This is a genomic window from Rhodoferax sp. RT4P68 (genome assembly GCF_056521305.1).
Window position 1 is genome coordinate 385,357 of the sequence record NZ_JBWMBB010000002.1, and the last position, 12,026, is coordinate 397,382.

Annotated in this window: 8 protein-coding genes; 4 read left to right on the top strand and 4 right to left on the bottom strand. The window is 69.1% G+C overall.

Annotated features, from left to right (window positions below; all coding sequences use genetic code 11):
* Nucleotide 1: 1 nt before the first annotated feature.
* Genes AC099J_RS05275 through AC099J_RS05290 form a run of 4 tightly spaced genes read left to right on the top strand, consistent with a single transcriptional unit; the run spans nucleotide 2 to nucleotide 4,251 of the window.
* Nucleotides 2-1,222 carry a TIGR03087 family PEP-CTERM/XrtA system glycosyltransferase gene (locus AC099J_RS05275; RefSeq protein WP_479614166.1) on the top strand — a complete coding sequence of 407 codons (1,221 nt, stop codon included), beginning with the start codon at nucleotides 2-4 and terminating at the stop codon, nucleotides 1,220-1,222.
* Nucleotides 1,219-2,781: an exosortase A gene (gene xrtA / locus AC099J_RS05280; protein WP_479614167.1), complete on the top strand. Its 1,563-nt coding sequence runs from the start codon at nucleotides 1,219-1,221 to the stop codon at nucleotides 2,779-2,781. The genes AC099J_RS05275 and xrtA overlap by 4 nt, the downstream gene beginning before the upstream one ends.
* Before the next feature lie 16 nt (nucleotides 2,782-2,797).
* A complete protein-coding gene (locus AC099J_RS05285; RefSeq protein ID WP_479614168.1) occupies nucleotides 2,798-3,070 on the top strand; it encodes a hypothetical protein in 273 nt (90 codons plus the stop codon).
* Nucleotides 3,067-4,251, top strand: coding sequence for a glycosyltransferase family 4 protein (locus AC099J_RS05290; RefSeq protein ID WP_479614169.1), 1,185 nt, complete (start codon nucleotides 3,067-3,069; stop codon nucleotides 4,249-4,251). The genes AC099J_RS05285 and AC099J_RS05290 overlap by 4 nt, the downstream gene beginning before the upstream one ends.
* 111 nt (nucleotides 4,252-4,362) lie before the next feature.
* Here the strand turns inward: AC099J_RS05290 and AC099J_RS05295 are convergent, their stop codons facing one another.
* The 4 genes from AC099J_RS05295 to AC099J_RS05310 form a co-directional block, all read right to left on the bottom strand.
* Entirely contained in the window at nucleotides 4,363-5,205 is an 843-nt protein-coding gene (locus tag AC099J_RS05295) for a universal stress protein (protein ID WP_479614170.1), read from the bottom strand.
* Nucleotides 5,206-5,222: 17 nt separating this feature from the next.
* Complete coding sequence (locus AC099J_RS05300; protein WP_479614171.1) at nucleotides 5,223-6,704, bottom strand: SulP family inorganic anion transporter; 1,482 nt, start codon at nucleotides 6,702-6,704, stop codon at nucleotides 5,223-5,225.
* Between the two features lie 281 nt (nucleotides 6,705-6,985).
* A complete protein-coding gene (locus AC099J_RS05305) occupies nucleotides 6,986-10,435 on the bottom strand; it encodes a VanZ family protein (protein WP_479614172.1) in 3,450 nt (1,149 codons plus the stop codon).
* Between the two features lie 38 nt (nucleotides 10,436-10,473).
* A complete protein-coding gene (locus tag AC099J_RS05310) occupies nucleotides 10,474-11,919 on the bottom strand; it encodes an oligosaccharide flippase family protein (protein WP_479614173.1) in 1,446 nt (481 codons plus the stop codon).
* Between the last annotated feature and the right edge of the window lie 107 nt (nucleotides 11,920-12,026).

The following is a 12,026-nucleotide window of genomic DNA, read 5'->3' on the forward strand; positions in this document are numbered from 1 at the left end:
CATGGCCCGGCTGCTGTACCTGGTCCACCGGATGCCGTACCCGCCCAACAAGGGCGACAAGGTGCGCTCTTACCATCTGCTGCGGCATCTGCAACGCGAGCACCAGGTCTTTCTGGGCACCTTCCTGGACGACCCCGAAGACGAGGCTCACCTGCCGGCGCTGACGGCACTGTGCCCCGATCTGCATGTCGTGCGCCTGCATCCGCGCAGCGCGCGAGTGCGCAGCCTCACTGCGCTGCTGAAGGGCGAGCCGTTGACGCTGGCTTACTACCGCAACGCCGGGCTGTCGCAGTGGGTGGCCGATACCACTTCGCGCCACCAGATCGACGCCAGCGTCGTGTTCTCGTCCGCCATGGCGCAGTACGCACCGCCGCAGCTGCCGATGCTGGTCGATTTCGTCGACCTCGACTCGGCCAAGTGGTCGCAGTACGCGCCCACCAAGCCCTGGCCGCTGTCGTGGCTGTACCGCCGCGAAGGCGAGCGCCTGCTGGCGTTCGAACGAGCGGTGGCCCAACGGGCACAGCATGCATTTTTCGTGACCTCGCAGGAGACCGACTTGTTCCGCCAGCGGGCCCCCGAGAGCGCCACGCGCGTGGACCCTCTGGGCAATGGCGTGGACGCGCGCTTCTTCTGCGCGGACTCCGGCCGTGCCTCGCCTTACGCCGTTGGCGAGCAGCCCCTGGTGTTCACCGGCGCGATGGACTACTGGCCCAACATCGATGCTGTGGTGTGGTTCTGCGCGGAGGTGCTGCCCACACTGCGCGCGCGCCGGCCCGGCCTGCGTTTCTACATCGTTGGCCGCAACCCGGCTGCGGCCGTGCAGGCGCTGGCATCTGACAGCGTGGTAGTCACCGGCACCGTGGACGACGTGCGCCCGTACCTGCAGCACGCGGCGGTCGTGGTGGCGCCGCTGCGCATTGCCCGCGGCATCCAGAACAAGATCCTCGAAGCCATGGCCATGGGCAAGGCGGTGGTCGCCACCGCCGAATGCGCGCACGCGATCGGCGCGCGCGAGGGCGTCGAGATGTTCTCTGCCGCCGACGCCGCGGCTTTTGGCGCCCAGGTCGAGGCGCTGTTGCTGGACCCGCAGCGCGCCGCCGCCGCTGGTGTGCAGGCCCGCGATAAGGTGCTGCGCAGCTTCAGCTGGGATGCGCACCTGTCCGGCATCGACCGCTTCCTGCCCCAACTCGAGCCGGCCGCTGCGGCCTGGTCACCCGCATGACGACCCCTGCTACTGCCTCCCCCTCCGCGATGCCGGCCTACTGGCGCGTGCCGATGGCCTTGTTCGTGTTGGTCGTGGCCTGGCTTCTGGTGCTCTACCGGGGCACTGCCATGGCCATGGTGGACATCTGGGAGCGCTCGGACACATACGCCCACGGCTTCCTGGTGTTGCCCATCGTGCTGTGGCTGGTCTGGCGCCAGCGCCATCGCCTGGCTGGCATCGTGCCGCGGCCCGCCGTCAGCGCCATGCTGCTGATGCTGGGCGCGGTGGCCTTGTGGCTGGCGGGTGATCTGGTCGCCGTCAATGCCGCCACGCAATTGGCACTGACGATGCTGCTGGTGCTGGCCGTGCCGGCCGTGTTGGGCTGGCAGGTCGCGTGGGCCTTGCTGTTCCCGCTGAGCTTCATGTTCTTCGCCGTGCCCATCGGCGATTTCATGATGCCCCAGCTCATGGAGTGGACGGCCGACTTCACCGTTCTGGCGTTGCGCCTGTCGGGCCTGCCGGTGTACCGCGAAGGCCAGCAGTTCGTGATTCCCTCTGGCAACTGGTCGGTGGTCGAGGCCTGCAGCGGCATCCGTTACCTGATCGCCTCGGTCACGGTCGGCTCGCTGTTCGCCTACCTCAACTACCAGTCATGGCAGCGCCGCGCGCTGTTTGTGCTGGTGTCCATCCTGGTGCCGGTGCTGGCCAACTGGCTGCGCGCCTACATCATCGTGATGCTAGGCCACTATTCGGGCAACGAGATCGCCACCGGGGCGGACCACCTGGTCTACGGCTGGGTGTTTTTCGGCATCGTCATCGTCGTCATGTTTGCCATCGGTGCGCGCTGGTCCGAGCCCGACCCGACCGACGACGCCGTGGTGCAGACAGCTGCTGCCTCCCCCACGCAAGCCCGCCCGTTCCGCCATGCGCTGCTGGTTCTGGTGCTGGCGATCTCGCTGCTGCCGCATGGCGTGATCTGGGCGCTCGAACGCTCCCAGACCCGCGCCATCCCGCAGTTGGCGCTGGACAACAGCCTGCAGGGGGGCTGGGCGCCGGCCGAGGCGCCTTCGTCCGGCTGGAAGCCGGCGTTTGAAGGCCCATCGGCCGAGCTGACGGTCGGTGCCACCAAGGACGGCCGCCCGGTGGGCCTGTACATCGGCTACTACCGCAACCAGGACGCCAAACGCAAGCTGGTCAGCTCGGTCAACCTGCTGGTGACCTATGCCGACCGCGACTGGGCGCAGACCAGTGAATCCAGCAGCACGGCCGAGATCGCAGGCCAGAACGTGACGGTGCGCACGGCCGAACTGCGCTCGTCGCACGCCGACAGCCTGAGCGCTGTGCGTTTGACGGCCTGGCGCGTCTACTGGGTCAACAACCGCTTCATCGCCGGCGATGCCATGGCCAAGATCCACGGCGCCTTGTCGCGCCTGACCGGGCAGGGCGACGACTCTGCCGTGGTCATCGTCTACACGCCGGCCGGTGAAGGCACCAACCCGCAGGCAACGTTGGCAAATTTCCTGCGGGCCAACGGCGGGTTGATCGCCTCTAGCCTGCAGCGCACACGCCAACCCTGAGGCGAGCAGATTTCCCATGTGCAGCATCGCTGGTCTTTTCGATCTGCGTGGACAGCGCCCGTTGTGCGAACGACTGCCGGACCAGCGCTTGCGCGATGCCGTGCTGGGCGCGCCCACGGCCGATTCCGACTATTCCTTTCCCAAGACCTTGCAGGCCATGGTGCGCCAGCATCCAGACGGCGAGCGCTGCTTCTCTGCACCGCGATGGACGCTGCGGACGGTGCAGACCTTCCCGCGCAAGGTCCAAGCGCCACCGGCTGTTGCAGGGTCGAGCGTCACTGCCCCATGAAAATCCTCTACCACCACCGCACCGCTTCCAAGGATGGCCAAGCCGTCCACATCGAGGAGATGATCCACGCCCTGCGCAGCCAGGGGCACGAGGTGCGCATCGTTGCGCCGGGCGAGGCTGACGACGGCAAGAGCAAGGGTGAGGGTCAGATGGGCAAGGACATGGACTGGGTGCACCGCCTCAAGGAACGCCTGCCCAAGGCGGCCTATGAGCTGATGGAGCTGGCCTATTCCGCATTGGCCTACCGCAAGCTGATGGCCGTTGCGCGCGACTTTCAGCCCGACATCGTGTATGAGCGATACAACCTCTTCCTGCTGGCCGGCCTGATGGCCAGCCGCCGCCTGCGTGTCCCATTGCTGCTGGAGGTCAACGCCCCGCTGGTGCAGGAGCGATCGCAACACAGCGGTGGGCTGGCTCTGCAGCGTCTGGCGCGCTGGGCCGAGGGCCGCGCCTGGAAGGGCGCCGACTGGGTCTTGCCGGTGACACAGGTGCTGGCCGACCATGTGCGGGCCTACGGCGTGCCGGACACGCGCATTGCCGTGATCCCCAACGGGATCAACGAGGCGCACTTCCATGCCGCGCCGGCACCCGACGACGCCAAGGCGCGGCTCGGCCTGCAGGGCCAATTGGTGCTGGGCTTTACCGGTTTCGTGCGTGACTGGCATGGCGTTGACCGCGTCATCGCCTGGATGGCCGGCGCCAGTGCACCGCGCAACAGCCACCTGCTGGTGGTCGGTGACGGCCCGGTGCGCGAGGAACTGCAGGCCCAGGCACTCCAGCTGGGCATCGCCGACCGCGTCACCTTCACAGGCGTGGTGCACCGCGACCAGGTGCCGGCGCATGTGAGCGCTTTCGACATCGCGCTGCAGCCCGCCGTCGTGCCCTACGCCTCGCCGCTCAAGCTGATGGAGTACCTGGTGCTGGGCAAGGCCATCGTCGCGCCACGCGTGCCCAACCTGCTGGAAGTGCTGACCGACGGCGACAACGCATTGTTGTTCGACGAACAGGAGCCCGGTGGCTTCGAGCGCGCGTTGGCTACGCTGGGGGCCGATGCGGCCCTGCGTCAGCGGCTGGCGGAGGGCGCCCGCACCAGCATCGCCCGCCAGAGCCTGACGTGGAACGGCAATGCCCAGCGTGTGGTGCGGCTGGCCGAGCAGGCCTTGCAGCGACCCGCGCGCTGACGGGCGGCCCATCTTCGACCCGTTGCCCCTGTCCTCGGGCACCGAGGCGTGCAAGGGGCCAGCCACAAGTGCCGATGCGGCAGGCGCAGCGCAGCGCTTGCCGGCTCACGGTCATCGCAGCACCAGCACCGGGACCGCGCTGGCGCGCAGCAGCGCGGTGGTCGTGCTGCCGACGATGAACTGGCGGATGCGCGAATGACCGTACGCACCGACCACCAGCACCGTCCCGCTTTCATTCGCCCGGGCCGGCAGCGCCAGTTCCGGCTCGCCAACGAGTACCTCGGAGCTGACCTGGAAGCCGGCCGCCTGCAGCGCACGCTCGGCCTGGGCCATGGGCTCGCGCGATCCGCCCGAGCCCGCCGAGGCCAGCACGATCGGCAAGCCGGCCAGTAGCGGGCTGGCCGCCACGCGCGCGACGAGCTTGCCGGCGGTCGCGCTGCCATCGAAAGCGATGACGGCCCGCCGGGGCGCCGTGAATGCCGGGCCGGGCACCACCAACACCGGTTGGCGCACGCTGCGCACCAGTTGCTCCAGATGGTGGTTCAGGTGGGGCCGGGTGTCGGTGCTGGTGCGGTGCCCCAACACGAACAGCCGGGCACCCGCTTCCAGCTCAACGGCCGTTTCGGCCAGCGCGCCGTGGCGCATCAGCGTGTCAACGCCAGGCAGGCCGGCCTGTTCAGCATGGGCGCGGGCAGCGGTCAGCAAGCGCCGCCCGGCCTCCTGCGCGAGTTGACCGCGCCGGTGGTCCAGCTCGCTCAGCTCCTGCAACAGCGAGTCGCGGGCGTCCCAGCCGATGGCGCCGCTGTAGTCGGCCAGCGCCGCGCGCTCGGGGTGACGCTCCAGAACGTGCAGGAACTGGAGGGGCGCGGACAAGGTCCTGGCGGCCCAGATGGCGCCGTCGATCACCGCGTGGGTGTTGTCGTGCCCGTCGACGCAGGCGTAGATGGTGTGCATGTGCGGGTCTCCCGTGTTCAATGCATCAGCTGCTCGACAGCGCCCGGCTTGTCATGGACGCCAAAGCGGTCCACCAGCGTCGCGCTGGCTTCGTCCAGGCCCAGCACCTCGACCTCCGTGCCCTCACGCCTGAACTTCATGACGACTTTGTCCAGTGCGCTGACCGCCGTGATGTCCCAGAAGTGCGCGCGTCCCACGTCGATGACAACCCTTGGCACCAGTTCCTTGAAGTCGAACGCGGCGATGAAAGCTTCCGACGAAGCGAAAAACACCTGGCCGACGACCTGGTAGCGGCGCTCCAGCCCGTCTGCATCGATGCTGCGGTCGATGCGCAGCACCCGGCCGACCTTGTGTGCGAAGAAGACGCCCGAGAGCAGCACGCCAACGAACACGCCCTGCGCCAGGTCATGCGTGGCCACCGTCACCGCCACGGTCGCCACCATCACGATGGAGGAGCTCGGTGGGTGGCTGCGCAGCTTGCGCAGCGAATCCCAATTGAAGGTGCCGATCGAGACCATGATCATCACGGCCACCAAAGCCGCCATCGGAATCTGGCTGACCCAACGGCCCAGAAACACCACCATCAGCAACAGGAACAAGCCGGCCGCCAGCGTCGACAGTCGTCCGCGCCCACCAGATTTCACGTTGATGACCGACTGGCCGATCATGGCGCACCCCGCCATGCCGCCGATGAAGCCGGTGGCGATGTTCGCCACGCCCTGGCCCACACACTCACGGTTCTTGTCGCTGCCCGTGTCGGTCAGTTCGTCGACGATGGCCGCCGTCATCATCGACTCCAGCAGCCCCACCACGGCCAGCGTCAGCGCGTACGGGAAGATGATGGCCAGCGTCTCCAGGTTCAACGGCACGTCGGGCAGCAGGAACACCGGCAGGCTGTCGGGCAGCTGCCCCATGTCGCCCACGGTGCGGATGTCCAGGTCCAGCACCAGCGCGACGATGGTGAGCACCACGATGGTGACGAGTGGCGACGGCACCGCCCGCGTGAGGGAGGGCAGGCCGTAGATGATGGCCAGGCCCGCGGCGGTCATCGCGTACACCTGCCAACCCACGTTGGTCAGCTCGGGCAGTTGGGCCATGAAGATCAGGATCGCCAGCGCATTGACGAAGCCGGTGATGACCGAGCGCGAGACGAAGCGCATCAGCGCGCCCAGCCGCAGCACGCCGGCCAGGATCTGCAGCAGACCGGTCAGCACCGTGGCGGCCAGCAGGTACTGCAGGCCATGCTCCTTCACGAGCAAGACCATCACCAGCGCCATGGCGCCGGTGGCGGCAGAGATCATGCCGGGCCGCCCGCCGGTGAAGGCGATGATCACCGCGATGCTGAACGAGGCGTAAAGGCCCACTTTTGGGTCCACGCCAGCAATGATGGAGAAGGCGATGGCCTCGGGGATCAGGGCCAGCGCGACCACCAGGCCGGCCAGCAGATCGCCACGGACGTTGGACAGCCACTGCTGTCGGATAGAAGAAGAAAGGGCCATGGCACGGGTGCATCCGCACGGGTGCCCATGCGGTGCAATTCTGGAAGGTGGACAAGTGCGGACAGGCTGGGCAGCTCCGGGCATCCGCCGATGAGGTCGACGCGCGCAGGCGTCGCAGGCAGGCCGTGCCCGCTATGGTGGAGTCGCGGCGCAGAAGTAGCCGCGGGGCAAGTCGCGGCCTCGGCAGGCAGCCGATCGGGCGCGACGCAGGCGAGTAGTGGGCACGAGGCGATTGTGTCAGACCAAGGCGGACGGCCCGGCCCGACGGCGACGCCACCGCTTCATCGCCCAGTGGGGTGTGGCTGGCGGGGCGCCCGTCCGCCATATGGTCCGCTGTGGCGCCGCAGCGCCAGGGCAAACCCGCTGAGCACCAGCAGCAGCATGAGAAAGCGCGGCGTGTCCAGCAACGCGTCGAAGATGCCGACGGCGAGGAACCCCACCAGCGCTGCCAGCACCGCCCCGGCCGGCGCTTCGGCACGCAGCGCACCCCGGCCGGCGCGCCACAGCGCCGCCATCAGCCACAGCGCCAGCACCCCGAGCCCCACGACGCCCTGGTCGACGTACCAGGCCAGCGGCAGGCTCTTGACGTGCCAGGCCAGGTGGTCGTCGGCGGTGAAGTGCCAGTGGTCCATGCCGGACGCGAAGTCGCCGTTGCGCAACAGGTTGCGTCCGCGCGCGTCTTCCAGCCGCACAGCGTCCAGTTCGATGGCGCCGGTACCGGTGCTGTAGAGCGAGAGCTTGACCGGCCGGCGGTGGTCCAGCGCGTCCGACCCCAGCGGGCCGGTGTTCAGCATCTGCGTCACGGCAGACCACTGGCCACCGGGTTTGTCGGGCGCGAAGCTGAGCGAGCGGCAGTCCTGCGATTCCAGCATCCATTTGTGGCACAGCATGACGGCCACACGCCCTTTGTCCTGCGGCGCGCGGATGTTCAGGCGCACGCGGTAGTTGGTGTAGGGCTGCACGTCGACGAGCTGGTCCAGGTACAGAGGCTGCCCGCTGCCCAGGCGCAGGCCGCTCTTGCCGTCGTGTGCGAACAGCTGGTAGGTGGCGGTACGCGACTTTTCTTCGCTGCTCCAGTAGTGCGCCGCCGGAAAGCCGCCAAGGCCCAGGCCCAGCAGGCTGCGCGTCCAGTCGCCCTCGTGCAGTGCCAGCGCGCCGGCCCAGTGCTGCTCGCGGGTGCTGAGGTCCTGCCCGCTGGCGGCCAACCGCGTTTGCGCGAAGCCGCCGCCCAGGATAGGCAGCGCGACGGCGGCCACCCCGGCGAGCATCAGCGCCGCCGCGATCCAGGCCTTGCGCCCCGCCACATCGGCCCGCAGCGCGCTGGCCACAGCCAGCAGCAGCGCCAGCGCAAAGGCCACGTAGCCGCCGCGCGAGAACGTCACCATCACTGCGTAGGCGGTGCCCAGCAGCAGAACGCCGCCGGCCAGCCGGGCCCACAGCAGGCGCGCCTGTGCGATGGCATGCACCAGGAAGGGTGTGGCGACAACCAGAAAGCACTCTACATAGGCACCGCCGGTGTGCATGGCCGAGAACGGCCCGGTCACGCGGTACTGGTTGGTGAAATCGAGCCAGTCCGTGAAGCTGCGCCGCTCCCACAACACGAACAGCACCGTGTACGCCAGCCCGGCCACAAGGCCCTGGCCGAAGAGTTGCGCGGCCAGCCGCCAACCGTGGGGCTGGCGCGTGGCCAGTGCCAGCAGCAGCAGGGCCCACAGCCCGCCTTTGGCGATGCGCAGCGCGTTGAACGGGCTCAGGTCATTCAGAAAGCTGTTGGCGTCGATGCCGGGCCAGGGCAGCAGCGCACGGGCCACGCTGATCATCAGCGCACCCGCCATCAACAGGGACAGCAGGCGCAGCGTGCCGTGGCGGGGGCGGCGCCGTTGGGCCGGCGGCAACCGCGCGAAACCAACGCACAGGCCGACCGCCAGCAGCGCGTCGTATTCGTCCAGGAAGGTGCGGCCGCTGAACGGCGCCAGGTCGAGCATCGGCAGCAGCGCCGGCGTGGCAAAGAACACCAGCAGCGGGCGCTGCCAGACCAAGGCCGCGTAGCCCAGCAGGCCGGCCGCCAGCAGCCAGGGCAGGGTCGGGAACTGCAGCGCCCAGGCCAGGCACAGCGCCACGCCGACGCCAGCGGCCACGAGACGGGCCGGGCCGGTGGCAGGCGGCGCGGCGGGCGCCAAGGCCGTCGCTTCAGCGGCGTCGGTGGGGGCGCCTGTGGCCGGGTCGAGGGGCCTGGCCGTCGCCCTGGCCGTGCCCATGGTGGAGGGTGCGGCTGTCGCTATGGGCGGGGGCGCGAGCGAGACTGTCGCTTCCGGTGCGTACGATCGCTCGTGCGGCGAGGCCTGCGCCATCGCGCGCGGCGCGTGGGGCGATCTTCCCGCCGGGGCGGCTGTTGCAGGCGCCAGCCGGCCCGCCGCCATCAGCCCCGGTGCCAGGCGCAGCAGCCACACCGTCAGCCAGACGGCGCCGGCCACGATCAGCAGGTTGGTCGGGTCCGGGCGGCTGTCGAAGACGAACAGCTTGCCGGTCTCCACCAGCGCCGCCACCACCGCGCCCAGCGCCATGGTCGGCCCCAGCCGCCAGCCCCGCGCCCAGGCGGCGATGCCGATGGGCACATACATCAGCGCGACCGAGGCCAGGCTGAACACCGCCTTCGCCTCGGAGGTGAAGTAGTGGTAGTAGAACGGCATGAAGCGCACGCCGCCGTCCAGGCGGCCCAGTGCTTCGTCCAGGCCGATCCAGCGCGAGGAGAACCAGCCGCTGAACATCACCAGCGTCAGCAGATAGGGCAAGACCAGCCACGGCACCGCGCGCGCCAGCAGACCCTGCAGGTGGGCCTGGTCGAGATGCCCCCGGTGGCGCCACAGCTGCGCGCCGATGCCACAGCCCAGCATGCGCATCACCACCGACCAGCCTTGGCTGACGCCCGAGGCGATGAAGAACTGCGTGACCTCCAGCGCCACGCCCAGCAGCGCGCCGGCAAAGACCGCAAAGGCAGTCGGCGAGCGCCCGCGCGATGCATGGGCGAACAGCAGGCCCAGCGGCACGGCCGTCAGCGTATCGACCACCGACAGGCCCATCAGGACGCGCACCCGCGCGCCCACGCTGTCGGCCACTACCCACCCCCACAGGTCGGACGCCAGCTTGTTCGCCACCTCCTGGCCCGTGAGCAGCAGGTCGTACGGAAACAGGCTGTACGCCACGTACAGCGCCAGATACAGCAGCCCGGCGTGGCTGGCCTTCAGGTGGGCGCGCCCTGCCATGGCATGCGCCAGCCGCCGCAGCGAATGGCCCCATCCGGCTGCCAGTGCCGCGCCGGCAAAGCCGCCGATGCACTCGGCGTAGACGTCGTTGAGCGACACCGTGCGCTGCGGAAAATACAGCTGCGTGAACTCGACCGCCAGCGCCAGCACCACCGCGAACGGAACCGCCAGCGCCGCCGCCATCACGCGACCAGCCAACGTGGCGGTGTGCCGCGCCAGCAGCAGCGTGGTGAGAAAGCCCACCGGCAGGTAGAGCACGCCGTTGGCGATCCAGTCCGCCCGCTCGGTCACGCCCAGGGCCAGCATCGGCAACCGCGAGAAGCGCGCCAGCGCCGTGTCGAAGTCGATGGCCACGTGTTCCAGCGGAACCAGGCTGCCGTAGACGACGAACCCGATCCACAGTGCCCACAACGCCGACACCGAGACGACCGGGCCGGGGCGCGCAACAGGGATGGAGGAGGTGGCCACGTTGCCGAGCGGGGTGGTGGAGCTTTGGGAGGCGCAGTCTACCGGCGCTGCAACGCACGACCGAGCGGTTGCACCAGGCGCTGGAGTTCTTCGCGCAGCGGGTGGCGCACAGCGAAGACAGCGGCCAGCCAGGTCAGCCCGCAGCCCAGGCTGACCACCGGCACGGTCATGGCTGGCGGCCAGTCGGCCGGCAGCCCGGCGCTGAGCAGCCAGGCCGCGCCGGCGCATGCCAGCGTGACAGCCAGGCTGCGTCCTTGTGCGGCCAGCGACGCGCGCAGGGGATAGCCCAGATGCCGCGCCATCAGCCAGGCCGGAACCGGCAGGCTCACCACGTCGGCGATGCACAGCGCCAGCGCAAACGTCCACAGGTCGGCGCTGCCCAGCCACCACAGCATCAGCACGCGGGCCGCCAGGTTGGCGCCCACCGACAGCGCCATCAGGTAGGGCCTGCCGATCGCCAGCAGCGCCGGCTGGCTCAGCGAATAGCCGATGCGCACAGCCGCCGCCACGCACAGGATGGGCACCAGCGGCACGGCCTCCACCCAGGTGGGTCCGTACAACAAGCGCACGATCGGCTCGGCGAACACGCCAATCACCAGGTAGGCCGGCCAGGCCAGGCCGGTCAGGTAGCTGGTGGTGCGCGCCAGCAGCGGCGCCAGCGGTGTGCTGGCGTGGTGGTGCTGCGAGATGAAGGGCAGGGCGTTGTAGCTGACCGCCGGGCCGACCACCTGCTGGAACAGGCCCACCAGGCCGTTGGCCCGGCTGTACAGCCCCACCTCGTGCGTGCCCTGCACCTTGCCCAGCACCAGGTCGGGCAATGCGGCATGCGTCACGGTCAGCAGGTTGCCGGCGATGGCGCCCCGGCCGAAGCGCATCGGCTCGCGCCAGCCGTGGAAGGCCGGGCGCAGCGGCGTGCCTGCAGGCCGCACCAGGTAGAAGCCGACGATGTTGGTCACCAGGTTGGCGGTGTTGGCCCAGGCCAGCGCCAGCGGGCCGAAGTCCAGCCACGCCAGCAGCAGGCAGGTCGCCGCATAGACGGCAGTGCTGGCGGCCGTGACGATGGCCGTCTTGCCGGCCTGCATGTCGCGCATCAGCAGCGACGACAGCACCGACGCATAGGGCACCAGCAGGAAGCTCAGCGTGAGCACGTGCAGTACGTCGGCGATGGCTGGCTGCCGGTAGTAGGCCGCGATCGGCCCGCTGGCAAGCACCAGGGCCACGGCCAGGATCCACGAGGTGGCTAGCAGCAGGCCCAGCACGCTGCGGATCTTCTCAGGCGTCAGGTCCTTCTCACGCACCAGGTAGGGGCCGGCGCCGAAATCGCGAAACACCGCCACCACATTGATGAACACCACAGTGACCGAGAACACACCGATGTCGTCAGGCGTCAGCAAGCGCGCCAGCACGATGGTCAGCGCAAACATCACCAGGGCAGATGCGTTGCTCGACAGGAGCGTGATGTACAGGGAGCGGCGAACTTGCATGACCGGCGGCAAGTATGCGCGAATGCCGTGCATATTCGGCATTGGTGTTTGTGATTTGACGCAACAATCGGCCCTCGCCCCAGGCAGCCTCACGGGTTGTTGCGTCG

Excerpts from the sequence above, each read along its gene's own strand:
- AC099J_RS05290 (WP_479614169.1), top strand. The coding sequence starts at position 3,067 with ATGAAAATCCTCTACCACCACCGCACCGCTTCCAAGGATGGCCAAGCC.
- xrtA (WP_479614167.1), top strand. The coding sequence starts at position 1,219 with ATGACGACCCCTGCTACTGCCTCCCCCTCCGCGATGCCGGCCTACTGG.
- AC099J_RS05300 (WP_479614171.1), bottom strand. The coding sequence starts at position 6,704 with ATGGCCCTTTCTTCTTCTATCCGACAGCAGTGGCTGTCCAACGTCCGT.
- AC099J_RS05285 (WP_479614168.1), top strand. The coding sequence starts at position 2,798 with ATGTGCAGCATCGCTGGTCTTTTCGATCTGCGTGGACAGCGCCCGTTG.
- AC099J_RS05295 (WP_479614170.1), bottom strand. The coding sequence starts at position 5,205 with ATGCACACCATCTACGCCTGCGTCGACGGGCACGACAACACCCACGCG.
- AC099J_RS05310 (WP_479614173.1), bottom strand. The coding sequence starts at position 11,919 with ATGCAAGTTCGCCGCTCCCTGTACATCACGCTCCTGTCGAGCAACGCA.
- AC099J_RS05275 (WP_479614166.1), top strand. The coding sequence starts at position 2 with ATGGCCCGGCTGCTGTACCTGGTCCACCGGATGCCGTACCCGCCCAAC.